This is a genomic window from Erythrobacter sp. (genome assembly GCF_023653175.1).
Taxonomy (GTDB): Bacteria; Pseudomonadota; Alphaproteobacteria; order Sphingomonadales; family Sphingomonadaceae; genus Erythrobacter.
Map to the genome: position 1 here is coordinate 1 of NZ_JAMNXL010000014.1, position 25271 is coordinate 25271.

General features: G+C 66.2%; 37 protein-coding genes. 2 read left to right on the top strand and 35 right to left on the bottom strand.

Annotated features, from left to right (window positions below; all coding sequences use genetic code 11):
* The 31 genes from NBV68_RS03190 to NBV68_RS03340 form a co-directional block, all read right to left on the bottom strand.
* Window positions 1–299 (bottom strand): hypothetical protein (locus tag NBV68_RS03190; protein ID WP_296307147.1); only part of this gene is annotated, 299 nt, incomplete at its 3' end.
* Window positions 300–302: 3 nt separating this feature from the next.
* Window positions 303–2195: a DUF935 domain-containing protein gene (locus NBV68_RS03195; protein ID WP_296307149.1), complete on the bottom strand. Its 1893-nt coding sequence runs from the start codon at window positions 2193–2195 to the stop codon at window positions 303–305.
* A 109-nt stretch (window positions 2196–2304) separates the two neighbouring features.
* Window positions 2305–3864 (bottom strand): terminase family protein, encoded by a 1560-nt coding sequence (locus NBV68_RS03200; protein ID WP_296307151.1) that lies wholly within the window; start codon window positions 3862–3864, stop codon window positions 2305–2307.
* Window positions 3861–4469, bottom strand: a complete 609-nt coding sequence (locus NBV68_RS03205) for a phage protein Gp27 family protein (RefSeq protein ID WP_296307152.1) — start codon at window positions 4467–4469, stop codon at window positions 3861–3863. The genes NBV68_RS03200 and NBV68_RS03205 overlap by 4 nt, the downstream gene beginning before the upstream one ends.
* A gap of 4 nt (window positions 4470–4473) precedes the next feature.
* Complete coding sequence (locus NBV68_RS03210; protein WP_296307154.1) at window positions 4474–4794, bottom strand: ArsR family transcriptional regulator; 321 nt, start codon at window positions 4792–4794, stop codon at window positions 4474–4476.
* Window positions 4791–5192, bottom strand: coding sequence for a hypothetical protein (locus tag NBV68_RS03215; protein WP_296307155.1), 402 nt, complete (start codon window positions 5190–5192; stop codon window positions 4791–4793). The genes NBV68_RS03210 and NBV68_RS03215 overlap by 4 nt, the downstream gene beginning before the upstream one ends.
* On the bottom strand, window positions 5189–5629 hold the full coding sequence (locus NBV68_RS03220; protein WP_296307156.1) for a hypothetical protein: 441 nt from the start codon (window positions 5627–5629) through the stop codon (window positions 5189–5191). The genes NBV68_RS03215 and NBV68_RS03220 overlap by 4 nt, the downstream gene beginning before the upstream one ends.
* A 39-nt stretch (window positions 5630–5668) precedes the next feature.
* Complete coding sequence (locus NBV68_RS03225; RefSeq protein ID WP_296307157.1) at window positions 5669–7915, bottom strand: hypothetical protein; 2247 nt, start codon at window positions 7913–7915, stop codon at window positions 5669–5671.
* Window positions 7912–8079: a hypothetical protein gene (locus tag NBV68_RS03230; protein WP_296307159.1), complete on the bottom strand. Its 168-nt coding sequence runs from the start codon at window positions 8077–8079 to the stop codon at window positions 7912–7914. The genes NBV68_RS03225 and NBV68_RS03230 overlap by 4 nt, the downstream gene beginning before the upstream one ends.
* Window positions 8076–8738, bottom strand: coding sequence for a hypothetical protein (locus NBV68_RS03235; RefSeq protein WP_296307160.1), 663 nt, complete (start codon window positions 8736–8738; stop codon window positions 8076–8078). Before NBV68_RS03235 ends, NBV68_RS03230 begins: the two co-directional genes overlap by 4 nt.
* Window positions 8735–9307, bottom strand: a complete 573-nt coding sequence (locus tag NBV68_RS03240; RefSeq protein WP_296307161.1) for a hypothetical protein — start codon at window positions 9305–9307, stop codon at window positions 8735–8737. The genes NBV68_RS03235 and NBV68_RS03240 overlap by 4 nt, the downstream gene beginning before the upstream one ends.
* Before the next feature lie 59 nt (window positions 9308–9366).
* The gene (locus NBV68_RS03245) at window positions 9367–9741 is read right to left on the bottom strand and encodes a helix-turn-helix domain-containing protein (RefSeq protein WP_296307163.1); all 375 of its coding nucleotides are present in this window, start codon (window positions 9739–9741) and stop codon (window positions 9367–9369) included.
* Entirely contained in the window at window positions 9738–9950 is a 213-nt protein-coding gene (locus NBV68_RS03250; protein WP_296307165.1) for a hypothetical protein, read from the bottom strand. The genes NBV68_RS03245 and NBV68_RS03250 overlap by 4 nt, the downstream gene beginning before the upstream one ends.
* Entirely contained in the window at window positions 9950–10144 is a 195-nt protein-coding gene (locus NBV68_RS03255; RefSeq protein WP_296307167.1) for a hypothetical protein, read from the bottom strand. Before NBV68_RS03255 ends, NBV68_RS03250 begins: the two co-directional genes overlap by 1 nt.
* Window positions 10141–10293: a hypothetical protein gene (locus NBV68_RS03260; RefSeq protein ID WP_296307168.1), complete on the bottom strand. Its 153-nt coding sequence runs from the start codon at window positions 10291–10293 to the stop codon at window positions 10141–10143. The genes NBV68_RS03255 and NBV68_RS03260 overlap by 4 nt, the downstream gene beginning before the upstream one ends.
* Complete coding sequence (locus tag NBV68_RS03265) at window positions 10290–10997, bottom strand: regulatory protein GemA (protein WP_296307170.1); 708 nt, start codon at window positions 10995–10997, stop codon at window positions 10290–10292. Before NBV68_RS03265 ends, NBV68_RS03260 begins: the two co-directional genes overlap by 4 nt.
* Window positions 10997–11155: a hypothetical protein gene (locus NBV68_RS03270; RefSeq protein WP_296307172.1), complete on the bottom strand. Its 159-nt coding sequence runs from the start codon at window positions 11153–11155 to the stop codon at window positions 10997–10999. The genes NBV68_RS03265 and NBV68_RS03270 overlap by 1 nt, the downstream gene beginning before the upstream one ends.
* Window positions 11152–12153 (bottom strand): AAA family ATPase, encoded by a 1002-nt coding sequence (locus NBV68_RS03275; RefSeq protein WP_296307174.1) that lies wholly within the window; start codon window positions 12151–12153, stop codon window positions 11152–11154. Before NBV68_RS03275 ends, NBV68_RS03270 begins: the two co-directional genes overlap by 4 nt.
* Before the next feature lie 72 nt (window positions 12154–12225).
* Window positions 12226–14244, bottom strand: coding sequence for a transposase domain-containing protein (locus tag NBV68_RS03280; protein WP_296307176.1), 2019 nt, complete (start codon window positions 14242–14244; stop codon window positions 12226–12228).
* On the bottom strand, window positions 14241–14705 hold the full coding sequence (locus NBV68_RS03285) for a hypothetical protein (protein ID WP_296307178.1): 465 nt from the start codon (window positions 14703–14705) through the stop codon (window positions 14241–14243). Before NBV68_RS03285 ends, NBV68_RS03280 begins: the two co-directional genes overlap by 4 nt.
* Window positions 14692–15693 (bottom strand): ParB/RepB/Spo0J family partition protein, encoded by a 1002-nt coding sequence (locus tag NBV68_RS03290; RefSeq protein ID WP_296307179.1) that lies wholly within the window; start codon window positions 15691–15693, stop codon window positions 14692–14694. Before NBV68_RS03290 ends, NBV68_RS03285 begins: the two co-directional genes overlap by 14 nt.
* A 3-nt stretch (window positions 15694–15696) precedes the next feature.
* Window positions 15697–15948, bottom strand: coding sequence for a hypothetical protein (locus tag NBV68_RS03295; protein ID WP_296307180.1), 252 nt, complete (start codon window positions 15946–15948; stop codon window positions 15697–15699).
* Complete coding sequence (locus NBV68_RS03300; protein WP_296307181.1) at window positions 15948–16172, bottom strand: hypothetical protein; 225 nt, start codon at window positions 16170–16172, stop codon at window positions 15948–15950. The genes NBV68_RS03295 and NBV68_RS03300 overlap by 1 nt, the downstream gene beginning before the upstream one ends.
* Window positions 16172–16456: a hypothetical protein gene (locus NBV68_RS03305; RefSeq protein WP_296307183.1), complete on the bottom strand. Its 285-nt coding sequence runs from the start codon at window positions 16454–16456 to the stop codon at window positions 16172–16174. Before NBV68_RS03305 ends, NBV68_RS03300 begins: the two co-directional genes overlap by 1 nt.
* The gene (locus tag NBV68_RS03310) at window positions 16453–16596 is read right to left on the bottom strand and encodes a hypothetical protein (RefSeq protein WP_296307184.1); all 144 of its coding nucleotides are present in this window, start codon (window positions 16594–16596) and stop codon (window positions 16453–16455) included. Before NBV68_RS03310 ends, NBV68_RS03305 begins: the two co-directional genes overlap by 4 nt.
* Complete coding sequence (locus NBV68_RS03315; RefSeq protein WP_296307186.1) at window positions 16593–16751, bottom strand: hypothetical protein; 159 nt, start codon at window positions 16749–16751, stop codon at window positions 16593–16595. Before NBV68_RS03315 ends, NBV68_RS03310 begins: the two co-directional genes overlap by 4 nt.
* Window positions 16751–17449 (bottom strand): hypothetical protein, encoded by a 699-nt coding sequence (locus tag NBV68_RS03320; protein ID WP_296307187.1) that lies wholly within the window; start codon window positions 17447–17449, stop codon window positions 16751–16753. Before NBV68_RS03320 ends, NBV68_RS03315 begins: the two co-directional genes overlap by 1 nt.
* Window positions 17446–17733, bottom strand: a complete 288-nt coding sequence (locus tag NBV68_RS03325; RefSeq protein ID WP_296307188.1) for a hypothetical protein — start codon at window positions 17731–17733, stop codon at window positions 17446–17448. Before NBV68_RS03325 ends, NBV68_RS03320 begins: the two co-directional genes overlap by 4 nt.
* Entirely contained in the window at window positions 17730–18764 is a 1035-nt protein-coding gene (locus tag NBV68_RS03330) for a hypothetical protein (RefSeq protein ID WP_296307189.1), read from the bottom strand. The genes NBV68_RS03325 and NBV68_RS03330 overlap by 4 nt, the downstream gene beginning before the upstream one ends.
* The gene (locus NBV68_RS03335) at window positions 18761–19471 is read right to left on the bottom strand and encodes a hypothetical protein (RefSeq protein ID WP_296307190.1); all 711 of its coding nucleotides are present in this window, start codon (window positions 19469–19471) and stop codon (window positions 18761–18763) included. The genes NBV68_RS03330 and NBV68_RS03335 overlap by 4 nt, the downstream gene beginning before the upstream one ends.
* The gene (locus NBV68_RS03340) at window positions 19468–19716 is read right to left on the bottom strand and encodes a transposase (RefSeq protein WP_296307192.1); all 249 of its coding nucleotides are present in this window, start codon (window positions 19714–19716) and stop codon (window positions 19468–19470) included. Before NBV68_RS03340 ends, NBV68_RS03335 begins: the two co-directional genes overlap by 4 nt.
* A 335-nt stretch (window positions 19717–20051) precedes the next feature.
* On the opposite strand from NBV68_RS03340, the gene NBV68_RS03345 reads away from it, so the two are divergent.
* Together NBV68_RS03345 and NBV68_RS03350 are read left to right on the top strand one after the other, a co-directional pair.
* Window positions 20052–20465 carry a S24 family peptidase gene (locus NBV68_RS03345; RefSeq protein WP_296307194.1) on the top strand — a complete coding sequence of 138 codons (414 nt, stop codon included), beginning with the start codon at window positions 20052–20054 and terminating at the stop codon, window positions 20463–20465.
* Window positions 20462–20974: a hypothetical protein gene (locus NBV68_RS03350; protein WP_296307195.1), complete on the top strand. Its 513-nt coding sequence runs from the start codon at window positions 20462–20464 to the stop codon at window positions 20972–20974. The genes NBV68_RS03345 and NBV68_RS03350 overlap by 4 nt, the downstream gene beginning before the upstream one ends.
* A gap of 466 nt (window positions 20975–21440) precedes the next feature.
* Here NBV68_RS03350 and NBV68_RS03355 read toward each other — a convergent pair whose 3' ends face one another.
* The 4 genes from NBV68_RS03355 to NBV68_RS03370 all read right to left on the bottom strand — a co-directional run bounded on the left by NBV68_RS03355 (window position 21441) and on the right by NBV68_RS03370 (window position 25244).
* Entirely contained in the window at window positions 21441–23138 is a 1698-nt protein-coding gene (locus NBV68_RS03355) for an ATP-binding protein (protein WP_296307196.1), read from the bottom strand.
* 107 nt (window positions 23139–23245) lie between these two features.
* Complete coding sequence (locus NBV68_RS03360) at window positions 23246–24010, bottom strand: TIGR02186 family protein (RefSeq protein ID WP_296307198.1); 765 nt, start codon at window positions 24008–24010, stop codon at window positions 23246–23248.
* 10 nt (window positions 24011–24020) lie between these two features.
* The gene (locus tag NBV68_RS03365) at window positions 24021–24935 is read right to left on the bottom strand and encodes a sulfite exporter TauE/SafE family protein (protein ID WP_296307199.1); all 915 of its coding nucleotides are present in this window, start codon (window positions 24933–24935) and stop codon (window positions 24021–24023) included.
* A gap of 90 nt (window positions 24936–25025) precedes the next feature.
* Window positions 25026–25244, bottom strand: coding sequence for a hypothetical protein (locus NBV68_RS03370; protein ID WP_296307200.1), 219 nt, complete (start codon window positions 25242–25244; stop codon window positions 25026–25028).
* Window positions 25245–25271 lie beyond the last annotated feature (27 nt).

Genomic DNA, 25271 nt, shown 5'->3' on the forward strand with positions numbered 1-25271 from the left:
AGCGAAGCGGAAAGCGGGACGAAGGCATGGTAGACGGTGGCCTCGCGCGCGGTCAGATCAGCGCCCTCGGTCAGCTCGGCCGGCAGCATCAGCGGATCGAAGGCACTGCGATCCTGGCCGCCGATGTCGCTGCCCGGGGTGACCAGCAGGCCGCGCGGCTTGCCCGCCTCGTCATGGTCGAAGCGCGGCAGATCCGGATCGAGGATCGTGACGACGCCATCCGGCCCGCGCACCGCGGCGGCTTCGCTGCGGGCGAAGTCGAAGGCGATGGCGAACTGGCTGGCGCGCAGGATCGGCATCGATCACTCGCCTCCCTTGCGATCAGCCTCGGCGATCAGCCGCGCCGCGAACCCGCCCTGGGCGAGCAGCTCTTCGAACGCCGAGGTGTCCATCGCCCCGATGATCTGGCTGAGCCGCGCCTGCACCTGCGACAGATCGCCAGCCTCGGCGATCAGCGCATCGACCGGCGCGAGCAGGGCGTCCATCTGCGGCTCCCAGTCGTTCAGGAACTCGTCGATGGTCGCATCGATCGCGTCACCATCCGGGTCAGTCTGCGAATTGAGGGCTGGCCGGTCGGGCCGATTGCCCCCCAGCGGCGATTTGAGAGGGTCTAAGACGCCTGTCTGCGGATTTTCAGGCGGCATCGCCCCCGGCGCGGGCTTGCGCGCGTTCTCGGGCTTTTTTCCGGCCCCTGCCAGCAGCGCCGTCACTTCGTCGTCCGAGAACGCCGGGAAGCTAGCCTTGATCACCGCCCGCGCCGGGCCTTCGCCCATCGCCCCGCTCTCCACCTGCGACACGATTTCGAGCAGCGAGCTGATCTGCGCGCCGTTCAATGCCAGCTTCTGGACCTCTGCCCCCAGCGGCGCGGCTCCGGCATCCGGCGTATCACCGTCAGCGGCATCGCCCTCGCCGGGCAGCGCTGCAGCATTGGCCGGGCGCAGCGCGGTGTCGGGCGATTTGGCAGCGGGCAGACCGGCGCGCTCGCGCATCTCCTCGCCATCGATCTGCACGCCCATGCCCGCCAGCTTCTCGGCGCTGCTGATCTCGACCGCGACATCGACCTCGTCCGGGCGGCCGATCTTGAGCCGGGGATAGGCCTTGCGCGGCCCATGGTTGAACATGACCATGGGCACGACGAGGTCGCGGTTCAGCGTCCCGGCCAGCATCATCGCATCGAAGTCTTCGATGTCGCCGCGCACCCCGTCATGCACCTGCGCCTGCCCGGAGCCGAGCCCGCCCGCCTTGGCATCGGTTGTGTTGGTCTGGCCGAGCACCGCCTTCGACAGCTGGTCATCGATGTACTCGGCCTGGCTGCGCCACAGATCGTTCGGCGCGGTCCCGGCCTTGCGGTCGACGAACTCGATCGACATGGTCTCGGGGAAGGCGGCGGCGGCGTCCGAGCCCAGCTCCAGCAGCGCGCGGTGCAGGATGTTCTTGTTCTCCTCGCTCTCGTTCGGGCCGTACTTGCCGATGCGCAGGGGGTGGCCGAAGCTTTCGAGGAAGGTCACCCAGTCCTTGATCGCGAAGTTCTTGAACATGTAGCCCCAGGCCGCGATCCGGGCGAGGCCGGAGCGGATCGGCAACCCGCTCTTGGACGGGTGGTAATGGGTGATGAACTTGCCTGCCGGCAGCGGGCTCGGTTCGCCCGCGCCACTCTCCCCGCCGCGCAGCAGCAGATCCGTGCCATTGACCCGGTCGAACTCGAAGAAGCGGGGATCGCGCCAGTGCAGCTTCGAGGGCTGCCAGAGGTCGGGCTTCATGTCCCAGACCATCTCGGTCGTGCTCACACCCTTGCCGATCGCGTCGAGCATGTCGAACAACTCAAGCTGGAGCATGTCGCGCTTCAGCCAGGTCTCGATCAGGGCCGCGTCCTTCTTCGCCTCGGCGCTGTCGTCGGCCGGCTCGACCTCGATCGGCAAGCGGGCGACCGCCAGCTTGCGGGTGCGCAGCACGGCGAGGTAGTGGAGATCCTTCTCCTCCATCTCCTCAGCCAGTTCATAATAGGCGACCGCATCGCCATCCTCGGCCTCGCGCAGCAGGCGGCCGAGGCGCTGCGGGGTGAGGCCCTGCGCCGGGTGGCCGGACTGGATGGTGCGCACGCTGGTACGCGCCGGGGCGGCCAGCTCGATGCCGAGGTTGTCGCGGGCGAGCGGGCGGCCATCGGGCATGATCAGGGCGGGCGGCTTGCTGGCCATCAGTCGTCTCCGAGAAGTTCGTGGCAGTCGCGGCAGATCGGGCCGATCATCTCGCGCTTGGGGAATTCATCGCCGCACTCCTCGCACAGGTGCAGACCGTCGAGGCTCTTCACCATGCGCCGCGCTCCTGAAAGCGGCTGCCGTTGGCGGCGCGGGACGAGATGTCGTCAGGGTGCTGCCAGCCTTCCTCACCGCGCTTCGGCCCGCCGGTGGCCTGCCCTTCGCGCGAGAAGCCGCGATATTCGTAGAGCGCGCCCGCCATCTCCATGGCTTGCGCCATGAGGGCATAGGCCCAGAACTCGTCTGCGTGGACGTCGCCATCGTTGACGATGCGGACGCCGCCGCTCTCCTCGCTGCCCAGCTTCTTGATCGCCATCAGATCGGCGCGGGTGATCGCGTCGGAACGGATGCGGATCTTGCGCTGCTGGAAAAGGCGCTGGAGACCGAACGCAAGGTCAACGCGGTTGGGGCCGACCAGTTGCACGCCGACGACGCGAGAGGCACCGTGCTTGCGCTGCTGGTCCTCGACCACCTTCTCGCCCATGCCGGTCTGGTCGATCCGCCATTGCACCATGCGGAAGCGCTTGAAGCTGTCGTCAAACCACGCGTCCTGGTGCGCGAACGTCTGGCCGGTCTCGCGGTAGCCATCGCGCTCCCACAGCACGTCGCCGATCTTCTCGCCCACAAGCTGGATCTGGCCATCGCGGCGGCGGGCCACGTCGCGGCCGCCATAGCACAACCCGCCCAGGTAGAGCTCGGGCAGGCCGGCATCCTGGCTTTCGCAGGCGAGGATGTCTTCAAGGCTGATCAGCGCGCCGCTGCCAAGGGCTGGGATGCAGTCGAGTTCCTCGGCCGCATCATCGCCATACACCGCACGGATATCGGCTTCCCACACCTCCTTCGGCGGCAGCTCGCTACCCTTGGTCTTCGTAACCAGAGCCACGCGCTCGTAGAGACCGTCCGCCATGGCATCGGCGAACGTGATCTTGAGCGGCGTGCCGCGCCGCTTGCCGCCGCGGATCTCCTCGAGCAGCACGTTGAAGGGATTGCTCACGCCGTCATGGGTGGAGATCACCACGATCTGGCCACCCCAGATCAGCAGCGCCATCGCCGATTTGAGCACCTCGTTCACGTTCTTGTGGAACGCCGCCTCATCGATGATGACGATGCCCTGCTTACCGCGCAGCGCGCGCGGGACGGATGGCAGGGCGGTGATGCGGAAGCCCGAGGCGAAGCGGATGCTGAAGGCCTTGACGCCCTGCTCCCTGCCATTGTCGTCGACGTAGAGGACTTCTTCTTCCTGCAGCTCCCCTGCGATCAGGCCGAAGGCGCGCGCCCACATCGCGCAGACCTCGATGAATTCGAGGGTCATGTCCTTGTCGTAGCCCATGTACCAGACGTTCTGGCCACCGGCCTCGACGCTGCTGGCGGCCTTCAGCGCGGCGAACGCTGCCACGCCCCAGGTGAGCCCGATGCGCCGGCTCTTCTCGATGACGAGGAGCGCGGTACCGGCAAACAGCAGATCGACGGTGCGCTGCTGGTAGCCGAGCAGCAGGTCGCCCTTGGGCAAGCGCATGATCGCTGCCTCGGCCGCCGCGCGCTCGCCCTGGATTTCGCGGGCACGAATGGCCGCGTCGCGCGCCGCCTGATCTTCAGGGGACAGCTTCACGCGTCGCTCCCCAGCACGGCCTTGCGGATCGCATCGACCGTGTCTTTCGAAAGGCCCTTGGCCCGGGCTGCGCTGGTGGCCTTGTCGGCGCTGGCCAACCGCTCCTTTTCGGCCGCGCGCTGTTCGGCCTTGGCGATCACATCCTGCTCGGTTTTGCGCATAAGGGCGACGTTGCGCAGCGCCTCCGAGAACTCCTTGGCTTCCTTTGGCGTGAGCAGGATGCCTTCGCCCTCGCGCTCGGCCAGCATCAGCTTGAACATGTTGGCCTGCAGCAGCTGCGCGTTCATGTCGAGCAGCTGGTTGCCGGTCTTGCTCCCGGCCTCCCGCGCCAGCGCCTCGGCATAGATCTGGGTTTCGCGCAAATCGGCCGAGACTTCGGCGAGCCCGCGCACGTGGCGGCCCAGCGCCGATCGGCTCGGCACGCGGTCCTCGCCAACAACCTTCATCAGGGCGGCGCGGATCTCGTCGATCGTGAAACCCTTGTCGATGCGCAGCTGGGCGATCAGCTCGCGGATCTCGGGATCGAGCCGGTCGATCGTCGACGGCGTCGTCTTCTTCAGCGCTGCCCTGCGCCGGGCTTCCTTGGCTGCGCGTGAGGAGGCCACCGGATCACGCCTCCCTGCCGTCAATCGCGGCGACGCCGGCGATGCGGCTGCGGCCGCGCGCGATATCGTGCCCGCGCTCGGTCAGGGTGGCGACGATCATCCCGCTGCTCATCCGGAGGTCCAGCACGTGGAGCGCGCCTTGCGCCTGCAGCCAGAAGAGCAACTCGCGCATGCGATCCCGGCTCACCACGTGGGACATGGCATTGAGCGCCTCGCACAGGGCAGCATCGTTGGCCGAGCCGCTGGGCTGGTCCGCCAGCAGCTGGAGCACCTCGAGGCGCTGGATGGTGAGCAGCTGGGCAGCTGCTGCGGCGGCGAGGCTCATGCGTTCATCCCCTTCTCGACGATCGTCTTGTAGATGAGGTCGAGCTGCTTGGTGGTGGCCTTCGCCAGCGCGCCGCGCTCGGCCGCTTCCTCGCGGATCGTGGCGATATCCTCGGCCATCTTGTCCATCTTGCGGCCCTGTGCGCGCAGCTGCTTTTCAAGCCGCTCGATGTCGGATGCCTTCGCATAGTGGCCCTCGATCTTCTCGACGCGGTCCTCGATCTGGTCGACCTGCGAGCGCATGCCGGACAGTTCGGTATCGAACGAGTTGAGGCGGTCATCGAGGCTGCCGGTGGTGACAGGGTTGGCCGCACCGCCCTTCCAGCCCAGCCAGATCACGGTGCTGATGCCGGCCAGAATGAAGAGGATGATCACAATCTCGATCGGGTTGGAAATCACTTGTCGTCTCCCTGGGACGGGCCGCGGCCGATCGTCGATCGGGCCTTGTCGAAGATGTCGGTAACGAAGCTGCGGACCTGCTCGCCGAACAGCTCGATGAGCGAGTATCCGGAGAAGCCCATCCCGATCGAAACCACGAAAGCGTAGAGCCAGCTCGGGCGGCTTTCGACGATCCACAGGAGCACCACGATCAGCATGATCGCGGTCACTGCGGCAAAGCTGGACCAGCCCAACTGCGCCTCGGTGCGGCGGGCGAGCAGGCGCGAGAGGCCAATGCCGAGCACGGCGAAGAGGCAGGTGACGACGGGCACAGGCACGCCGCCGAGGTCGACCAGGAACATCTGGCCAAGCGCGGGCGCTGGCGGCGGGGCCACGCTCACCGCTGCCATCGTCGGCAGCCAGCCGATCAGGAAATCGCGGAAAGACAGGTCAGTCATCTGTCCGCTTTCCAGCACAGGCTTTTTCGAAGCGCATCATCATCCCGCTCCATCAAGCGAGGCCTTGATCGCAGCGGCCCATGCGCTTTGCCCGGGAGCGTTCATGTGCGTGAGGTCAACCGGGTTGAGGTACGATGTCGCAGCGGTCGTGGTGGCGACCTGGAACGTCACGGCGCTGATCGTCTTGGCCGTGGTTGCTCCGGCGTCGATCAGCCATTGGGTCGTGTCGAAATGGCGCGGAGCAATGGACGCCATGAGACGGCGCAGCATGCGTGTGTGATCAAGGAAGCCGTAACTGGCCGCCTCGCTCGACGCGAATCCCGGATTGCTGTCAGTCGTCGGCAGCATCGCCTGAACGGGCGGCGGGCTTAACCAGAGCTGGGTCCCGCCGAAGCGCGAAACATATTCGACAGCGGCGCTCAAGGCGTTGGCAAGGCCCGGATAATCGTTCGATGATCGGTCGTTGTAGAAGCACACGAAAACGTTGTCGCCGCCCAGCAAGGTCGCCAGCGGAGGGGCCGCCGCCGCACTGCTCCCAGCAACAAAGCCGGTCAGGACAGTAACCTCCGAACCCGGTGGCACAGAGCGCGCCGAGGCAATCGGGTCCATGGCCGAGATTGTATATGAGAAGCTCGACTGATCTCCCGTGCGGGTTAGGTTGCAGCGCACACCTTGAACCATGACCTGAGTCGAATTGGTCATCGAAGCGGGTGGGCGGAGCATGTCGTTCGCCAGCGTGCATGTCGCCGTGCCGCTGATTGGAATTTGGCCGCCCGCGATATCGATGGTGGTTTTCTTGAGCCCCATTCGGACTTCGACAAACCCTATAAAGGGCTGCCCGCCGAGAGCCTGCATGTACACATCGTCAGTCGGGTGGAGCGCTTGGAATTCGTCGAAGAAGCCGTTCGTTATGGTGCCGTTACTTTCACCCCACACGCATTTGGAGCGTCTCGAACCTGCGTCCGCTTCCAGCGCCACAACCTTCGCGGCGAGGTCGGATTGCACGGCGAACTTCTCGACCCGATAGGGGGTTTCCAAGATCCGATTGACGAAGGCGACCGACTTCGTGTTCGCGGGAAGGTTCGGAACGCCGCCATTGCCGATCACGGTGGCCACGTCCTGCGGGGTGGTGTTGCCGGTCACAAAAGACCCGGTCACAGCCCCAGCAAGATCAGCGCCGCTGAAGCACACCAGGCCTGCAAAAGTGGCGCCGGAATTGAACGTACCCGCCGTCACCTTCACCATTTCGCCCGCAGCCGCATCGACGTTCACGACGAAGTAGCGGAAGTCCGCGTTGTCGGTGATGGCGCCGGTCGTTCGATTAACGATCCGTCCGTTGACATAAGACGGCGAGACGGGTGCGTAGGCCGACAGCGCCGACTGCATTTCGGGCACAAATACATTCTGCGCTTCTTGCCCGGCGAGACGCTCGGCAATGCGATCAACGACACGCCGGACGCGGAAGGTCGGAGAGAAAACAGCGATCTGGAAGTTTGCCAATACCGTCGCGGTCGCGGCCGGCGCATCGAGGCGCTGGGTCTGGCGGTCGATATTGACGTTCGCGCCGATGTACTCCTGGCCGATCACCACACCGCTGCCATTCAAATAGACAGCTGCCGCCACCGCGGGGATAGGCGTGTTAAGCTGGAAGGTCAGCTCGATGATCGGTTTGCCCGCCTCATCCCGCACATCATCAGCGGAGATCGTATAGCTATGGTAGGCCCAAGCCGGTTGCGCGACCTCTAGTCCGTTGTCCTGCCGCCTATAAAAGCCGGTCGTGGTGCTGGTCCAGGTGCCTGCGACAAACTCCGATAGCGTGCTATTGATCATCGCGCGGTCGGAGGCGATGTCGTCGGCGATGGCCTGCGCCGTTTCGGCCCAACCCTTCGCGCTTTTCGTTCCAGCACCCCCCGGTTCGGGACCTTCCACCCATGCCTGCGCAGCTACGACCGCTTGCTGGGCAAGCAGGCGCGCGCTTCGCGCCAGCTCCTCGAACTGCTCCCAGCTGCCTGCTCCTGATGCATCCAGCTTCCGGTACCAGCCATTGAGAGCAGGCGTCGGGTCGGAGAACACGAGTGCCACGCTGTCGGCCGCATGAGCGAGGTCGGCGTCGAGGGCAGCCTTGTTCGCCTTGGTGAGGTTGGCGGCGATCAGCTTGGTCAGCAGCTTCTCGAAGGGGACAGCCTGCAACGGGCCACCCGGCGAGAAGACGACTGAATGCAGGTCCTCGGGAACCTCGGACAGGGTGGGCAACTCATCGGGGCTGATGGTGCGCAGATCAGTCATGCGAGGACGTCCTTCAACAGCTCGATCTGATTGGCGGAGAGAGTGATCTTCTGCTCACTGAAGGCGCGGCCCGCCTGCCGGATGATCAGTGCCCCGGCTTCAACCTTGACGATCGTCATGTCCGAAAAGGCATTGTGCCCGAGGTTGTGGGTGCCGGGCTTCATTCGGCGGGTTCCTCGGGGCTGAAACGGACGGCAGACTGGGCGATCACCCAGTCGATCAGGCGATCGTGGTTGTGCGCGTCGCGGCTAGCCTGCTCAGCCTGGTCGATCGTCAGGCAGACGAACTGCGAGGGGCAGAGCGGCTGCGGTGTCAGGTCTCGGGCGGCGCGAAGGTCTTGATCCGCGGGCGCTCCAGCAGCTCGGCCGGCGGCGTCGCGGGTGCCGGGCAGACCAGCTGGGTCGGCACGGCCGGGATCGACTGCGGCTCCTCGCGCCCGCAGGCGGTCAAAGCGAAGGCGCAGAGCAGCATGATCGCTGCGAAGATCGGCGAGAGTCGCATCGGTGATTTTCTCCTGGTCGGCTTTCACGCGCGCGGCGTTGGCTTCGGCCTGGCGCTGGGCCTCGGCGCTGGCGTCGATGAAGTTGCTGATGGTGCCGAGGTGGGCGAGCTGGGCGGCCTCGACCAGCTGCTGGCTTTGCTCGAGCAGCGCGCTCATTCGGGGCTGAAGGATGAAATGGTGGAAGGCACCGAACAGCGCCAGCGCCGTGACGGCAAGGTTCCGCCAGTCGGCCAGCAGCCACTTGCCCGCCACTGAGAGGCCCGTCAGGAGCCTCTGAAGCGCGCCCGAGAAGAACAGCCCGATCAGGTTCCAGGGGATCATGCCGCACCCGCCTTGCGCAGCGCGGCGCGGACCTCATCGCGGATGTCGATCGACCGCGCGCTGCGCCAGTCGATCGTGCCGTTCGGGCGGACGCGCTCGTACATCAGGACAACCCCGTCGCCCGACCAGCGCCCGTCGAAGAACAGGTCGCGCTCGGCCTTGCGGCGGTCAATGATCTCGCGCGGGCGGGACCAGTGCAGGAACTCGGTCCACGCCTTGTCGCGGCGGCCGAGGAGGAAGGATTGCACCCAGTCGGCCTGCCCGATCGCGCCGGTGTTCCAGTGGAAGGAGAGCGCGGCGGTCCGCTGCGCCTCGGTCAGCGCGCGCCCCCTGAAGGCGGCGATCACCTCGGGGAGGTACTTGGTGCGCAGCAGCCATTCATAGACCTCGATCGCGCGCACGATGGTGGAGCGCTTGCCGCGATAGCGGCCGACCAGATGGCCGCTCTTGTCGGTGACACCGAAGCCCCACGTCCAGACGTTGACGCTGTCGAGGTAGGCTTCGAGCACAAGCCCTTCATGCTCGGCTATTTCGAGGAGCGTGCGTTCGGAAAGAGGGGGCTGGGTCATACCCCGCGACTAACGGGGGAGTGCGGCAGGCCGTTACCTCCGCGGGCGGAGCAAGCCTGCTAGAAGAGCCGCGGCTGCGCCTCGTCCTCGCGCCAGCGCTTCAGGATCTCATAGACCTGCGCCTCACGGATTTTCAAGTGACGTGCGATTTCCCGGCGCGTCATCGTGCCGGAGTCGTCGAGCTGCTTGACAGCGTGGTGCAACACGGCGCGCACCGGGATCGAGACATGGGTGCTCCACATCGCATCGCACAGCACGCGCGCCAGCTCCTCGCCGATCGCCTCGGCAATGCGCGGTTCGCGCGCCGGGTCCTTGGGAATGTAGACCCGCTCGCCCCGGAACGCGCAGCCGAATTCGAGCGCCGCCCGGGTCCCAATCACCCCGGCGATCTCGTCGAGCACGCGCGAGCCGGTCGAGACGAGCGCTTCGGTCACCGGGGCTTGCCTGCCGCGCCCCAGGGGTTGTTGCATTTGCCCCGCGGCCCCGGGTTGGAGCGATAGGGCCGGAGCGGCACGAGAACCGGAGCCTTGGCGGTCACCGGCTTGCCGGCGACGTCGGCGAGCAGCTCCTGGCACAGCCGCGCCATGCCGATGCTCTCGGGGCGGCGCGACAGCGCGAACTGGATGGCGTTGTCGCGGTCCATCAGCCTTCGCCCTGCTCGGCCGGGGCGGCGGTGATGGTGGCCTGCGCCAGCGGGAGGGGGTGTTCGCAGTGCGAGCACTCGGCCGTCATGCGGCCGACGATCCAGCCCTTGTTGCCGCACTGCGGGCAGCGGTTGGTCTCGCCCTCGTGGTAGCACAGCGGGGCGATCCGCTCGAAGGAGGTGCGGGCGTTCATGACATCACCTCGCTCGCCCCGAAGAACTCGGTCCGCATCGAGTGGGGAAGCAAGGTCCGAAGGATGATGGAGAAGGCCCCGTGCGTGGCGGTCAGCAGGCCGAAGCCAGCATGGCCTGGGGCGACGTCGAACCACTCGGGCGCGTTCATGCCGCACCGCCGGCGGCGCGCAGCTTCGCGCCGAGCTGCTGGGCGAGGCTCTGATAGGCCTCGGCCCCCATCGGCCCTTCGCCACCCAGCTCGACGCCGCACAGCCGCCATGCGGCGACGTTGAGCGTCCAGTCCGGCCGCGCCTCGCCCGCCTTCACCAGCTTGGCGAGGATCGCCTCGCACAGCCCCTCGTTGAGCTTCAGCACCGAGAGGTTGTTGCCCTTGGCATCGAGCTGCGCCCAGCCATCCTTCTCGGCCATTTTCTTCAGTGCCTCGATCAGCTTGAAGCCATCGGATTGCTTGGCCCAGACCAACCGCTCGCACCCGATCTGGCGCTTGGCGAAGGCCTCCAGCGCCTTCTCGTCACGGCTGCGCACCGCGCCGAGGTAGTAGAGCGAGATCCACAGCGCCCGCGCCTTCCGGGCCATCGGGTTCTGGGCAACGCCCTTGCCGGTGGCCTTGGGCAGCGGCTTCCAGCCCAGCGCCTGGAACCGGCCGAGCACCTTTTCGAGCTGGTGCTCGGTGCAGTGCTTTGCCGAATCGTGGCCGGTCTCCTGCATCAGGATCTGGCGATAGTCGTCCTCGTCGAGGTTCAGCGCCTTGCGGGCGACGTGGACCTTTCCGACCATGGAGTTGCGCCGCCGGACGCGGGGATCGAGGTGAGCGGGCCGCGCAGGCGCGGTCGATGCGAGGGACAGGGCCATCAGGCGTCTCCCGTGATAGCGGCCACGCCGATCGCGACGATCGCAAAGAGGCCGAGGGTGATGATCATTCCGATCGCTTCGGACCGGGCGGTGCCGGGACCGCGCGCGGCATCAAGCTCGCGCGCGGTCTGGCGGTAGAGGTCGAGGAGGCGGGTCACTGCCCTGTCCTCGAATTCTGCGCCCACGCCTTCTTCAGGTGCTGCAGCGTCACCGCCGTGCCCTGCGTCACGGCCATCAGATGCGCGACCTCCAGCGCGAAGGTGGCACCGCGCAGCGCGCCCGGCTTGCTCGCCATCTCGCGCACCGCGGCGATCATCTTCTCGTCCGTGATGCCCCATGCCGCCGCGAGCGCCTCGGCATCGCCGTCCACTGCGCGCGGGCGGGTGAGGTTGAGACCGATCCGGCTGAAGATCTGCGCGAAGTCTGCCGCGCGGCTCACGCCGTAGATCGACTGCTGCACCCGCTCGTTACCCATCAGGGCGATGCCGACGCCGGTCTCGTCGTGCCAGCTGCGGATTTCCTCGAGCGCCTTGATCGACAGGTGCTGCGCCTCATCGATCATGATCACGGCGTGGCGCAGATCGCGGACCTTGTCGCAGATCATCTCGGACAGGTGCGCGGGCGAGCCGACCGCCTGCTTTTCCCCGAGCGACCGCAGCACCCGCTGCTGCATCGGCATGATCCCGCTGGTCGAGGCGGTCATGGTTGCCATGAAGCTGTTGTGGTTGTCGCGGCGGAACTTCTGCGCGGTCTCGGTCTTGCCGAGGCCGGCGCCGGTGACGATCAGCACCAGGCGACCGCGCTGCGCCCACTGCAGGTAACGGGTGATCGCCGCGCTGGTGGGCGTCTCGAAGTATCCCGGCTTCTCCGGGAGATCGGCGACCAGCTCGGACTGCGAGGCCAGCGTCTGGCGGTAAGCGGCGATCATGTCGGCGTACTTCTTGCGGTTCCCCGCATAGCCCTTCACGCCGAGCAGGTTGCTGACCGTGCCGTGCGCAATGCCGGTCCAGCTGGCGATCTCCGTGAAGCTCGCGCCGGTGTCCGCGCGGTGCGCCTTCAACCACTCGATCTGCTCTTCGATGAAGCGGTCCTCGGGCGTCATCTCGCCCTGCTGCTCCATCACCCCGGTGAGGGTTTCCTGTGCTCTGGTCGCCATGTATGTGTCCTTTCGTTCCTTCAGTGGGACGATGCGCGGGGGTGATTGGCGTCGGTCCCGCGCATCACTTCATCAGTCGACAATCCTCAGGCGCGCTGCGCCCAGGGCTGCGATGATCTCTTCTTCACCCGCGTCCGGCACGGCGGCGGGCCGCGGCTTCAGCGCGGCCGAGCCGACCGTCGCGCGGTGGCGGACGGGGCTGATGATGTTGGTTTCGGGCCGTGGCGGCGCTTCGATCTGGATCTGCGCTGCGGCGATCTCGGACGCATCGAGGGTGCGCTCGGCATCCAGTGCGGCGCGGACCGTGCGGCGGGCTTCCTTGCGGCGCTTGCCCGTCTCGATCGCCTGCGCCTGGTCGAAGAATCCGCGATCCTCGATCAGCTCGGCCTGGGCGATGTACTGCCCCGCCTTGTCGTAGACATGGACCTCGCGGTGCAGGTTGGTGGGATCAAAGCGAACGGTGACCGGCGCGCCGAGATGCTCCAGACAGGCGGGCGAGTAGTACCGGTTGCCGTAGAGCTTGACCTCACCCGTGCGGCTGTCGAGGCGCATGGGCTGCGAGCCGAGCAGCGCCATCCGCAGCTGGGTCTCATTCGCTTTCCGGATGTCGGAGACGGCGTAGCTCTCGGCGAAGGTGATATCGCAGCTGCGGCCCTTGCAGGCCCCGCCCTTCCGGCCGAGGCGCGCGTTGTAGCGGGCGATGCCCTGCGCCACGATCTGCTCGAACTCGGCCCAAGGCACCGCGCGGGCACCGTAGTTCGCGGGCTTCTTCATCGGGCTGTTGCCGGTGTAGGCACCGGCGCACTCAGGGCCGCGGGCGATATGGTCGGCCAGCTCGCGGAACGCGCGTTCGATCGGCTTCGACTGGCCGTGGTAGATCTGGGCGAAGCGAACCTCGATCTGCAGCGAGACGAGAAGGCCAGCGGGTTCCTCGGGATTGACCTTGTAACGGTACCGCGTCTCGGCCCCTGCGGTCAGCGCCTTCGAGGCGAAGGTGCGGCTGTTGTCGAGCAGGCAGACCTTGGGGATGCCGAAGTTGCGGAACATGTCCGCGAAGGCGAGCCGGGTGGCATAGACGTTCTCGGAGAGATCGAGGTGCCAGCCAAGGAACTTGCGGCTGTAGACGTCTTGGATCGCGATCAGCGTCGGCCGCACCCGCTTGGCCGGATCGTTCGGGTGCTCGACGAACACGTCGAAGACATGGCCGTCGATGTTTACCACCTGCATCGCGTGCAGGCTTTCGACCGACCGGCGCGCGTCGGGGATGTGGCGTTCGAGCGCCTCGGTGCCCTTGCGCGCCATGATCTGGACCGAGCGCGGCACCTCGCGCTGCAGCCGCCGTAGCAGCGTGCGCGGGGACGGCAGGGCAACGCCGCGATCCCGGGCGATCTCCTCGATCCGCAGCATGCATGCCGAGAAGGGCGGCTCCTCGGGCCGCAGCCAATTGCTCTTCAGCTGCTCCCACAGTTGGGGGTCGATCTCGGCCTTCTTGCCGCCGCCCTTGCGATTGGTGGCCAGCGCCGGGAGCCAGTCGCCGCGCGGAACGCCGCGGATTTCCTTCAGCCATTCGTAGATTGTCGAAGCGCCGAGGCCTTGCGCGATCGCGGCCCGCGCGACGGCTGCGGTCTTGGTAGCCCCGGCGCCGCAGTGAAGCTCGATCTCGTTGATGATGGCGAGGCGCTGCTGGGCCTCGGCCTTCGCGCTTGCCTTCTGCGCGTCGAATCGCGCCCACAGCACGGCGCTGGCGGTTGGCTCTTCCTTGGGCTGGAGGCACTCGTAGCCGCGGCGGGCGAGATCGGCCTGCGCTTCTGCCGGCAGGAGGCTGAAGTGGTATTCGTTCCCGCCGCCGCGCCCCTGCCGCGCGCGGACCAGCAGCTTGCGATCAGCGCTGAGGCGCGAGGCCCAGCGTTCATTCTGGGCGCGGCGGTTGATCGAGCGCTTGTCGCCCGGCAGGCCCGCAAGGCAGAGCGCCTCCAGCTCCGACGCGGTGAACCATGCCTGGGAGAGATCAGCCTCATGCAGCGCAGCGGTAGGCCGCGAAGAACGTTCGGCCTGAGGGGCATTGGTCGAGGATTGGCGAATCGCCTTCACTGTTGGCCTTTCCGGTGTTCGTGAATCGGCCGCGCGCGGGCCTCCAGCTCGCGGATCTCGCGCTTGTCCTGCTCGACCCGCTGGCGCAGCTGCCCGATGCGGGCGATCTCGGTCTCGGCCCCGATCAGCAGGGAGACGCCCCACTCGCCCATCACGTCTCGCACGAGGTCTTGCCGGCCGGTGACGATCACCAGCGCCGCGAGGCGGGTAAAGGGCACGCGGTGATCCTCGCGTGCGGGGCTCGAATAGGCATCGAGCATCGACTTGGAGACATCCTCGTCGAGCAGTTCGCTCATCGCCGCCGCGATCGCATACCGGCTACGGCCATCGCTCGCGATGATCGTGCCCACGAGCGCGTTGACGCGCCGCTCATACCCCGCAAGCGCCCCTTCCCCGCGCGCCGGGACGGGCACGTTCCAGTCAAAGCCGAGCTGTCCGGGATGGGCCTTAGCCTTGGGCATTGGCCCTCCGCAGCGAGCAGAAGCGGCTCTTGCAGGACTCCGCCTCGGGCTTGGTGATGCGCATCTCGCACTGCTCGCACCACGCCTTGCCGTCAGGGACGAGCCGATCGGGCTTGAAGGTGAACGGCTGCGGCGCTGCCGGCGGCGGGGCGGGAGGTGGCGGGGCTGTGACCGTCTCCGGCACTCTCCCGTAGACGAGGTCCAGCTCGCGCTTGAGCACCTGCGCACTCGCACGGCCATAGCTCAGCTTGGGGTCATCGGCCCGCGCGCGCAGGATAAGTCCACGCCACTGCGATTGCCCGCGGCGACGAAGCAGCGAGGCGAGGCCGGCGGTGTCGCCATTGGCGCAGAGGGCGACGATGCCGGGGAAGATGGTCCCCGCGTAGTGGATCACCTCGCCATCGAAGGCGCAGGCGAGGATACGCAGCGCCTGCACGGTGACCTCGGGGCCGTACTGCCGCCAAGCGCGCTCGATGCCGCCGATGTTGGCGATCATGCCGGGCCGCCACGCGACCGAGGTCAGATGCGGTGCGATGCTCAGCCCGGCAGCGGTGATCGCCTGCGCGATGGCGATGGCTTCCTCCTCGCCGCTGGCGATCGCGGCGCGAAACAGCTCCAGCGCGGTCAGCGGGCGGCGGTTCTGGTTGAGCTGGACGAAGCTCGCGGCCTCCTCCTCGGCCCCGTCGCATTCGACCAGGACGCACGGCAGCGCCTCGATATCGCCGCGCAGGCGAGCGGCTTCCAGGCGGTGCTGCCCGTCGATCACGAACAGCGATGCACCATCATCGCGCGCCGAGACCACGAGGGGCTGACACAGCCCCCAATGCCAGCGCTGGGCGATCTCGCGGATCAGCTTCTGGCTGGCGCGGTTCTCGATGCTGCGCTGGTAGCTCGGGTCGATCGACAGCTCGTCGATCGGCACGATCTCCAGCACCGGAACGGTGCCACGCTGGGGCTCGAAGCTGGTGGCTGCGACCGTCTCGACCATCGCTCAGTTCCTCATCATCCAGCGCGCATCGAAGTCGTCGAAGCGGGGAGCAGCGGGTTGGTCGGGGATCAGCGGGATCGGCGGGAGCGCCGACCGGATGCCGCGGCGGGCCATCTTCGCGCGGTGGCGCTCGCGCACCTCGACCGCCTTCATGTGGGCCTCAGCCTCGATCGGCGTGACGCCGAGCTCCATCGCGAGCTCCATCACCTTGCGGTGGTGGCGGCAGTACTCGGCATGGCTGGCGAACCGGGGCATCAGCGGTGTCCTCCTGCTTGGCGGACGAGGTTGCCGAACCGACGGCTCTGCGCGCGGAAGCGCTTTTCCTGCCGGGTCTCACGGGCCTCGTCCTCGAAAAGACGCTGTTCAATGTTGCGGACGGTGCGCGCGCTGATGCCAAGCCTGCAGGCAATCTGCTCGCGCGGAACCCCCTGCTCGTGCAGAACCTCGATCGCGCGTTCGGTGGAGGTGGGGCGGCCCATCAGTCCTGCCCCCCGATGCTGACAACCTGAAGCGGAGCACCGTCGGGCGCGCGCGGGATCGCAACCGGCACCAGCACCTCGATCGCGCGGGTGCGACCGGGCAGCACACGGATTGCCCCGCGCTCCTGCAGCCCGCGAACCGTTTCCCAGGTGCGGCCCTTGCTCTTCGGGCTGCAGCCCATCCCGACGGCAATCTCCCGCAGGCAGGGCGAATAGCCCTTGGCTTGCTGGAAACCGGCGATGAAGCGCAGCGCGTCCATCTGGCGCGGGGTGAGGCCGATCATCGCGCGGCCCTTCGCTCGGGGCGGCGCAGCCGCGCGGTCAGCGCCTGGCGCTGTTGGATGCGGCGGATCGCGGGGAACCGGTCGAGCCCGGTATCCCGCATCTCGCGCGCGATCGCTTCCTCCGAAGGCAGGCGGCTCACCGGAACACCTCCAGCGTGATGCGAGCGATCTCGACCAGCTTGCCGATCCACCAGATCACGCCGGGCGCGATCATCACCGCAGCCGCGAGGCCGAGCGCCAGCTCGGTCAGGCTGAAGCGGATCTCGCCCTCGTCATCATCAGGCATGTGGGGCATCAGAGCACCTCCTCAAGCAGCAGGATTTCGGAATTGCGGTGGAGCGGCGGCAGCCAGATCGTGCGCGTCTGGCCCGCAATCGTCGGGCGCTTCACGTCCCAGATGATCCAGCAGTAGTCCGTCATGCCGCCGCTGAAGGCGCGCTTGCCCATCCGGGCGATCATGTCGCCCGGCGGCATCGAGGGCCGCTGGCACAGGTGAAGCACCGCCTGCGGCGGGTGATCGGTGAACAGCTGGTACCGCGCCTGACTGGCGAGCCACTTGCTCGGCATCAGGATGCAGACCCGGCGCGAGGAGAGGGTCAGCGCATGCCGCGCAAACGACTCTGCGATGCCCTTCACATAGCTGTAAGGCGGGTTGCAGATGATGCTGCAGGGCGCGGGTGCGGCGGTCTTTTCGAGGAAGTCGCCCGAGCGCCAATGCACACGCCTCAGATCGGCGAAGCTCTCACCGTCGAAGTTCGCCCAGGCGAAGTTGTCGACGAGGTCGGAACCCCAGACTTCGAGGCCGCTGTAGAACGCCGCCTGCAGCGTGTTGCCCATGCCGCAGCACGGATCCCAGATCGCGAGGCCCTCCTCACGCTCAAGCGCGAATCCGCCCAGCACCAGCGCCAGCTGCTCGGCGCACCAGTGCTCGTCGACATACCAGTCGAGCGGGTGGCGCTTCGCGTGCCGGCCGGAGGAGATTTCGCCCCTCATACGCCGTTCCAATCGGCGCAGAACTTGGCAAGCGCGGCGATCAACTGGCCGAGCTGCTCAGCCTCTTCGACGAAGCTGTTCCCGTGCTCCATGAAGCTCGCCTGCTCAATCTCGGCAGCGCGCATCAGGCCTTCGACCAGCGGCACGATCACGTCATTTTCGCCGAACGGCCACAACGGAAGCTGTGCACCTTCCTTGGCGAAATTCGCCAGTGTCGCAGTCGCTTCTGTCAGCGATACGACGGCGAGGAATGCGCTCTCCTTTTGAAGCGAGAGGTCCATCACAGCTTGCCTTCCTTGGCCATCTGCCAAGCGATGGTGCCCTCTTCGAACTCGCTGGGATCGCGCGGCAGCCCGATCTCGGCGATCAGCTGATCGCGAAGTTGCTTCTTCATATCGACCGTCAGCATGGCGGCGATGCGCGGCAGCTGCTCGCGCTGCTGCGGGATGGTGAGCCGCTTCCAGTTGCTCTCGACCGCGAAGACGAACTTCATGTGCGCGACCGGCTCGACCTTCGCCGCGAACTCGTCGGCGCCCGCCGCGATCTTCGCGTCGTCCACCCCGATCTCGGGATTGGCGAGCAAGGCCTCGATCACGCGGCGGCGCACCGCCTCGCTCTTCAGGCGGGTCAGCTCCTTCAGCTGGCTGCCGTTCTCGCCCACCACCGGGTGCTTTGCGAGCGCCTCGGCGAGGTCGGGAAACGGCTCGACCACGAGGCGGAAAATCGCAAGATCGTTGTGGATCGTGCGCCGCGACATGCCGAGCGCTTCGCCGACCGATTCCTCCCACCCGTATACGTGTGCAATCTTTGCACACGTATCTTCAACCTCGTCCCGCAGGGCAGCTTCAGCACCCTCTTCTTGGTGCCTCACACGATCCCAGCGGGCCTTGATCGCCAGCTGGTGCTGGCCAAGATTGCCATGCTCGCGGGCGATCCGCTCCTGCGCGGCGGTCACCAGCGCGGCGGTGAACTTCGCCCGCTCTATCGGGCCCAGCGGGCGGCGATGCAGGTTCTCCGAGGACTCGAGGTCCTTCATGTCCTCGGGCTTGCCCGAGACCTCGATCGCGAAGACCGTCATGCCTTCGATGCGCGCGCCCATCAGGCGGTGCATGCCGGTCACCAGCTTCCACGGCAGATCGGCGTTGCCGGGATTGGCGCGGACCTTGATCGGATCGCGCTGCCCGTCGACCGCCATCAACCGGCCAAGGGCAACCGCCTTGTCCTCGTGGTAGAACCCGGTGCGCCCGGTCTCGTCGACATGGAGCGGCGACAGCTCGATCAGATTGGCGTCGCGCAGGAGAGTGCCGTTGTTCATGCGGCGTCCCCATATTTCGAGCCGTCACATAGCGATTGGCCGCTCGTCGGCGTCGGGTTAGTTCTCTGGCTCCCACTGGAGGAGAACAACCCATGTCGAAGTCCGATACCCAGCGCATCGAGGAACTGCAGGACCACGTCTACGCCCTCCAGCAGCTCCTTCTCTCGCACATCCTTGCTTTCGACGCCGTCGACCGCGAGGCCACCGACGCAACCTTCGATATCGCCCGGAGCCAGTCCGATGCCGCGCTCGCCGACCGGCGCGTTCTCGTCACGCTCCGCATTGAGGCCATGATCGAGGACCTGAAGAAGGCCCGCGACTGACGTCCCGACATCGGCGAGCGCCAGCCGCAGCTTGATCCTGCGGATCGCCGCGCGCGCCCCTTCGATCGAAGCCATGCCGCCATCCGCAGGAAGGTCCGACCCGTTCGTTTCGGGACGGTGGCGCTCGCCCGAAATCTCTCCCGGCGCGATCGCCGCCACCTTCGCTGCCCCCACCGAAGCGAAACCGGCGTCTGCCGGGCGTTCAAATACGCCGTCGGCCGAGACCTTGAACCGAAAGCGATTTTCTTTGGAGCCGAGATATGATGCCGGATCACCTTTCGCCCGCGCATCGCGCATGGCGCGAACAGCAGCCTTGGCCGCTGCGGGATCGGCAAAGCCGAAGTCGTGATGCCCATCATCCGGCAGATCGTGGAGCGTCATCATGCCGCCACCGCCTTGCCGCGGCCGGAGAGCCGCTTGGCGTCCTCGGCCTCGATCTTGTTCAGCTCGCGGTAGAGCGCCTCGATCGAATGCAGGTTGGCCCCCGGGGGATTCGGGTTCCGAGGCGTCTTCCGCCACTTGAAGAATGTGTCCGGGGAGATGCCGGCGCGGCGGCAGAGCTCGGCGATGGAAATCCGGGAGGCTTTCGCCCGCCGCTCGATTTCCCTGACGATCGATTGCTGTTCCATATTCGGTTGCGTAGCGAATATATCTACGCTTTGCAACGTAGATATTTCCGCTCTGCTATACGCTGTCCGCTTGGTAGCTCGATCCCGTGTCGGGGTTAGAGGATGATATTGCGCTGATCCGCGCCTTGGTGGATTATGCGGGGGTCTCCGCAGCTGAGGTTGCACGCAAGGCGAAGGTTAGCCCCCGAACCATTCAGCGCATGAAGGGGGGCAACCCCGACTCTCGGCTCAGTGCTCCCACACTCGATGGTCTTCGTTCGGCATATCCCGCGTTCCCTGGCTGGACCCGGGTCGGGGCCGCTGCCCTCGCAAGTTACGAGGAACTCATTCCCGACATGGTCGAGATCGCCGCGATCGACCTCAACTTCGGCCTTGGTGCGGCCTTCATGGACAGCGAGATCGTCGAGCACGAAGCTGCCACTATGCAATTCCCGCGCGAATGGCTCCGTTCAATTACGCGCAGTCCGCCGGAGAGGCTCTACTGGGCAAAGGGCGTAGGAAATTCCATGGAGCCTACCATCGGCGACGGCGACGTCATCCTGATCGATCGCTCGGCGGTGGGCTCAACCTTTGGTGATCTCTACTGGGCGATAGCCTTCGGCCAGACCGGAATGATCAAGCGCCTCCGCCCCATGCCCGACGGCAGCGTCAAGATATTGAGCGACAACCCCGCCGTGCCGCCCGAACTTGCACACGATGGCGAACTGCATGTATTCGGCAGGGTGATCGCAGTGGTGAGAAGAATATGACGGATAAGGACGGAAAAGCCGGCGACCGCTCTAGTGCGGGAAACTCAATCGCATTCGGCCTTATCGGCATTCTGGTCTTGCTATTCTTAATTTCCAGGTGCGGCGCCGACAGCCCTGCTTCGAAATCCTCTGAGGCCGATGCGAGCCCTGAGGGCCCTGAAGCTTGTGCGCTCGTGCCGATGGAGCCAATCAAGGTCGAAGTTATCTCTTCAGCTTACGAAGCGAACGAGGCGGCAGCACAAAAAACATATGGTGATCGATGCGTGCTCATAGTTGGCATCGTCGAAGAAGTTGATCTCGACATGTCGGATGATCCAGTCATCCGTCTGGCAGGCAAGGACTTGGTGCGCCCGACAGTTCGCCTTCTCGATCAAGCTTCCGAGCAAGCAACCTTCCTCGCCAAGGGAGAAGAAACCCACTTCCTTTGCAACGAGGTATCCGAGTTTGTCGGCACGCCGACGTTCGACGGTTGCTTGGTCGTTGACCCCAAGGCCGCTTCGGCGCTGTAAAAAAAAACGCGCCCACTTCCGGCGCTGAGACTTCCCGTGGTCAGCCCGCTTGGCGCGGGAAAACGCAATGATTTCAGATAGTGCCCAGTTCGCCCCGATTTTTCCATTCTGGGACATCCGATGCCCCGGTTCACTGCTTGATGATCGGCCTCTCAGATGCCACTAAGAGGCCTCTGAAACGGCCATGAACCGCAGAATTCCGCCACTGAGAGGGTGACGTCTCAAAACGCCGGTCAAGAAGCCAGCCTCAGCCAGGACACCCCGTGAACCAATAAATGGGCACCTACTCTAGACACTCTCGCCGAAGGCCGAAATTTTTTGGAGCCTGCCGAAAACCCCGGATTTCAGCCATTCTCGTCCCACGTTGTCCCGAGAAGGCCCGGAAAATCCCGGCCACTCCTCACTCTAGTTCCTTGTGTCCACTAACACCCCTCCCGCTTGCGGGAGGGGTCGGGGGTGGGAATACTTAACCCTGACTCCGCCAGCGCATCACCACGCGCTCGACCAGTTCCTCTTCCCCGCCGTCCTTGTTCCACAATTCCACGAAGCTCGGGTCTTCCGAGGCCGGGCGCTTGTGTTCCTCGAGGCTGTCGAAGGTCACGCGGATCGGGATCGCGACACCCTCGCCGCAGATGATGCATTCGCGGTTGCGCAGCGCGGGAATCGAATCGAGGAAGCCGCGCGCGCCTTCGGGCATCGCGGCCTTGACGAAGGCCTGGTCGCGGTCGTTGTTGAGGCGCATCGAGATGATCGTGCCGCACTGCGAGAGCACGCCTTCGGCCAGGTCTGAGGGGCGCTGGGTGATCAGCCCGAGGCTGATCCCGTATTTGCGACCTTCCTTGGCGATGCGGCTGAGGATCTTGCCCACCGACGACCCGTCGGCGTTCTTCTCGTTGGGGACATAACGGTGCGCTTCCTCGCACACCAGCAGCACGGGGCGAGTCTTCTCGTCGCGGCCCCAGATCGCGAAGTCGAACACCAGGCGGCTGAGCACCGCGACCACGGTCGAGGTGATATCGGACGGCACGCCCGAAACGTCGATGATCGAGATCGGCTTGCCACCGCCGGGCATGCGGAAGATCTTGCTGATGAATTCGACCATCGTGTCGCCCACCAGCATGCCGGAGAACATGAACTGGTAGCGCGGATCAGCCTTGATCTCGTCGAGCTTCTGCTTGATGCGCATGTAGGGCGCCGAGGACGTGGCCTTGTCGAGGCGGCCCATCTCGTCCTGCAGGATGTTGCTGAAATCGCTGAGCAGATAGGGGATCGGCGAATCCACCGTGATCTTGCCCATCACCTGCGCCAGCCGGTTCTTGGTGCGCGCGGCGAGCAGCACCTTGGCGAGAATGTCGCTGTCGGTCTGCCGGTCGTTGCCGCTCGAAGAGAGCAGCACCTCGCAGTGCTCCTCGAAGTTCATCAGCCAATAGGGCATCTGCAGGTTCGAGACGTCGAGGATCTGCCCCGTGGTGCGGAACGCGGCGGAATATTCGCCGTGCGGGTCGATCATCACGATGTGACCCTTGGGCGCCGCCTCGCAGATGCGGTGGAGGATCAGCGCCGCGCTGGTCGACTTGCCGGTGCCGGTCGAGCCGAGGAGCGCGAAGTGCTTGCCGAGCATCGCGTCGATATAGAGCCCGGCGCGGATGTCCTTGGTCGGGAACACCTTGCCGATGGTGATGCTGGCGCGGCCATCGCTGGCGTAGATCTGCTCAAGGTCGCGGGTGGTGGCGGGATAGATCATCGCGCCCGGGATCGGGTAGCGGGTGACGCCGCGCTTGAAGCCGTGGATGCGGCCTGTCAGCTTCTCTTCCGAGCCTTCGCCGAGGAAGTCTATATGGGCGATGATTCCGCCCTCGGTGCGGCGGTCCTTGCGCTGGTCGCGCACCGAACCCAGGAGCCAGGCATCGCCGACGCGGATCTTGATCTGGCTGCCGACCTGCCCGGCCATCGCGATCGAGGGATCAGCATCGTCCATGCATTCGGTGATGCGCTGCAGGTCGAGCGCGATCTGCGAGCCCGAGCCCGAGATTTCCAGCACCACACCGATCGGCAGGCGCGCATTATCCAGGCCGCTGCGCGCGCGCGCGGCGGCGAACTCCTCGGTGCCGGCCGGGTTGGGGCCGGTTAAGCGTTCGAAATCCTGCGTGGCGTGATCCGTCATCGGCGCCTTTTCCCTCGCGCGACATGCAATTTCCCGGCAGCAATAGGGGCTTCGGAGTTAAGATCGGGTCAACATTGCGCTTTGACCGCGCGCTGGCGGGGCCTGCGTCAGGTGCGGGCGAACAGCCGTCCGGCGAGCCAGCCCATCCCGAGCGACAGCGCGATCGCGCCCATTCCGTAGACGAACGACCAGCGCTGCGCGGCGGTGACCACCTGCCCTTCGAGCCCCGCCTTGACCACCTCGATCCGCGCGGTCGCGCTCGCCACCACCCGCCCGCGGCTGATGGCGAAGGTCTCGGCGGTGTAGGAACCGGTGGTGACGGTCGAGGGCAGGTCGATGCGCGCCTGGTAGAGCACCTTTTCGGCAATGCTTACCCCGCCGGGGTTCTCCTGGAACAGCCCCTGCCGGCGGCGCAGCTCGACCAGGCCATTGGCATAGCGCGCCTGTTCCTCGGGGTCGATCTGGCCTGAGGGGGAAAGCTGGATGAAGTCCGTGCCAAGCTCGTAGATCGCGGCGGTGCGTTCATCGACGATTGTGTCGATCGGGCGCGAGGAGGCAACCGCGAAGAAGGACGGGACCGAGCGGAAATCGCTCGACCCGGCATTGGCCCATATGCCGAGGATGCGCTCCTTCTCGCGGATGCGCACCGGCGCGGTGGGGCCCTTGAGCACGACGACGATGTCGTAATCGCCCGCGCGCCCGCCGCTCTGCGGATCGACCACCGCGCCGTAGAGCAGCAGCCGCGCGCCGGTGAAGCCCTGACGCACCTCGATCAGCGATTGGCTGACCGCAGGCACCAGCACGGGCTCGCGCTGGGCGGTCAGCGCGCCCCAGGCGGCGGCCAGCAGGACAAGCCGCGCCGCCAGTCTCATGGGGAAGCCCTCAAAGCGGCACCACGGTGTAGATCTCGTCGGGCTGGACACCGAGGCCGTAGAGCATCCGCAAGGCGATCAGCAGCACCAGCGAGGCAAGCGCGAGGCGCAGCAGCTCGGGGCGGGCCTTCAGCGCGATCTGCGTCCCGAACTGCGCGCCCAGCACCGATCCGAGCAGCAGCAGCGCGGCCAGCACAAGGTCGACCGCCTTGGTGGTAAGCGCGTGGGTCATGGTGGTGACCATCGTCACGAACAGGATCTGGAACAGCGAGGTGCCGACCACCACATTGCCGCTCATGCCGAGGATGTAGAGCATCGCCGGCACCAGCAGGAAGCCGCCGCCCACGCCCATCAGCATGGTCAGGATGCCGACCAGCATACCGAGGATCAGCGGCGCGAGGGGCGAGATGTAGAGGCCCGAGGCGTAGAACCTCCAGCGGTAGGGCAGGCTGGCGACCAGCGGGTGGTGGCGGCGCTTGCGCACCTGCGGGCCGGTGCCGAACATCCCGGGGCGCAGCGCGCTCACCGCCTCGCGCATCATCAGCGCGCCGATCGAGCCGAGCATCAGGACATAGAGGATGTTGATCACGACGTCGATCTGGCCGAGCGCCTGCAATGCGCTGAACAGCACCGCGCCGATCAGTGCGCCGATCATGCCGCCCACCACCAGCACGCCGCCCATGCGGTAGTCGACCCCCTTGCGGCGCGAATGGGCGAGCACGCCCGACACGCTCGCGCCGGTCACCTGCGTGGCGGCCGACGCGGCGGCGACCGTCGGCGGAATGCCGTAGAAGATCAGCAGCGGCGTGGTCAGGAACCCGCCGCCGACCCCGAACAGGCCCGACAAGATGCCCGTCAACCCGCCCAGCAGGACAATGAACAGCCCGTTGACCGAGAGATTCGCGATGGGCAAGTATACGTCCATGCGCGCGAGGCTAGCCGAGGCAGCGGGGGGTTGGAAGGCGTGGGGTGCGCGTATACTCGGTGTTTTTGCGCGATTGCCCGCAATGCGGCGTCAGTTCGCGCTGGCATCGTCCTTCAGCCCTGCCTTGTGGAGCGCCGCCGCGGCCCGGAAACGGATGCGGGCGCAGCGATCAAGCAGTTCCTCGCTGGCGCCCTCGGGGCAATCGCAGCGGCGAGACAGCCATGCAAGATCGGAGGGGTCGAGCCACAGAGCGACGCGCCCCTGCGCACGCTCGGCTTCGGGATCGGTGGGTTGGACAGGTCTTGCCATGGTGCATGGCCTAGCGCCGAACGCCTT

Coding starts and splice junctions, on each gene's coding strand:
- NBV68_RS03195 (WP_296307149.1), bottom strand. CDS start 2,195: ATGGCCAGCAAGCCGCCCGCCCTGATCATGCCCGATGGCCGCCCGCTC.
- NBV68_RS03210 (WP_296307154.1), bottom strand. CDS start 4,794: ATGAGCCTCGCCGCCGCAGCAGCTGCCCAGCTGCTCACCATCCAGCGC.
- NBV68_RS03220 (WP_296307156.1), bottom strand. CDS start 5,629: ATGACTGACCTGTCTTTCCGCGATTTCCTGATCGGCTGGCTGCCGACG.
- NBV68_RS03225 (WP_296307157.1), bottom strand. CDS start 7,915: ATGACTGATCTGCGCACCATCAGCCCCGATGAGTTGCCCACCCTGTCC.
- NBV68_RS03230 (WP_296307159.1), bottom strand. CDS start 8,079: ATGAAGCCCGGCACCCACAACCTCGGGCACAATGCCTTTTCGGACATG.
- NBV68_RS03235 (WP_296307160.1), bottom strand. CDS start 8,738: ATGATCCCCTGGAACCTGATCGGGCTGTTCTTCTCGGGCGCGCTTCAG.
- NBV68_RS03240 (WP_296307161.1), bottom strand. CDS start 9,307: ATGACCCAGCCCCCTCTTTCCGAACGCACGCTCCTCGAAATAGCCGAG.
- NBV68_RS03250 (WP_296307165.1), bottom strand. CDS start 9,950: ATGGACCGCGACAACGCCATCCAGTTCGCGCTGTCGCGCCGCCCCGAG.
- NBV68_RS03255 (WP_296307167.1), bottom strand. CDS start 10,144: ATGAACGCCCGCACCTCCTTCGAGCGGATCGCCCCGCTGTGCTACCAC.
- NBV68_RS03260 (WP_296307168.1), bottom strand. CDS start 10,293: ATGAACGCGCCCGAGTGGTTCGACGTCGCCCCAGGCCATGCTGGCTTC.
- NBV68_RS03265 (WP_296307170.1), bottom strand. CDS start 10,997: ATGGCCCTGTCCCTCGCATCGACCGCGCCTGCGCGGCCCGCTCACCTC.
- NBV68_RS03275 (WP_296307174.1), bottom strand. CDS start 12,153: ATGGCGACCAGAGCACAGGAAACCCTCACCGGGGTGATGGAGCAGCAG.
- NBV68_RS03285 (WP_296307178.1), bottom strand. CDS start 14,705: ATGCCCAAGGCTAAGGCCCATCCCGGACAGCTCGGCTTTGACTGGAAC.
- NBV68_RS03290 (WP_296307179.1), bottom strand. CDS start 15,693: ATGGTCGAGACGGTCGCAGCCACCAGCTTCGAGCCCCAGCGTGGCACC.
- NBV68_RS03295 (WP_296307180.1), bottom strand. CDS start 15,948: ATGCCCCGGTTCGCCAGCCATGCCGAGTACTGCCGCCACCACCGCAAG.
- NBV68_RS03300 (WP_296307181.1), bottom strand. CDS start 16,172: ATGGGCCGCCCCACCTCCACCGAACGCGCGATCGAGGTTCTGCACGAG.
- NBV68_RS03305 (WP_296307183.1), bottom strand. CDS start 16,456: ATGATCGGCCTCACCCCGCGCCAGATGGACGCGCTGCGCTTCATCGCC.
- NBV68_RS03315 (WP_296307186.1), bottom strand. CDS start 16,751: ATGCCCCACATGCCTGATGATGACGAGGGCGAGATCCGCTTCAGCCTG.
- NBV68_RS03320 (WP_296307187.1), bottom strand. CDS start 17,449: ATGAGGGGCGAAATCTCCTCCGGCCGGCACGCGAAGCGCCACCCGCTC.
- NBV68_RS03330 (WP_296307189.1), bottom strand. CDS start 18,764: ATGAACAACGGCACTCTCCTGCGCGACGCCAATCTGATCGAGCTGTCG.
- NBV68_RS03335 (WP_296307190.1), bottom strand. CDS start 19,471: ATGATGACGCTCCACGATCTGCCGGATGATGGGCATCACGACTTCGGC.
- NBV68_RS03340 (WP_296307192.1), bottom strand. CDS start 19,716: ATGGAACAGCAATCGATCGTCAGGGAAATCGAGCGGCGGGCGAAAGCC.
- NBV68_RS03345 (WP_296307194.1), top strand. CDS start 20,052: ATGGTCGAGATCGCCGCGATCGACCTCAACTTCGGCCTTGGTGCGGCC.
- NBV68_RS03350 (WP_296307195.1), top strand. CDS start 20,462: ATGACGGATAAGGACGGAAAAGCCGGCGACCGCTCTAGTGCGGGAAAC.
- NBV68_RS03355 (WP_296307196.1), bottom strand. CDS start 23,138: ATGACGGATCACGCCACGCAGGATTTCGAACGCTTAACCGGCCCCAAC.
- NBV68_RS03360 (WP_296307198.1), bottom strand. CDS start 24,010: ATGAGACTGGCGGCGCGGCTTGTCCTGCTGGCCGCCGCCTGGGGCGCG.
- NBV68_RS03365 (WP_296307199.1), bottom strand. CDS start 24,935: ATGGACGTATACTTGCCCATCGCGAATCTCTCGGTCAACGGGCTGTTC.
- NBV68_RS03370 (WP_296307200.1), bottom strand. CDS start 25,244: ATGGCAAGACCTGTCCAACCCACCGATCCCGAAGCCGAGCGTGCGCAG.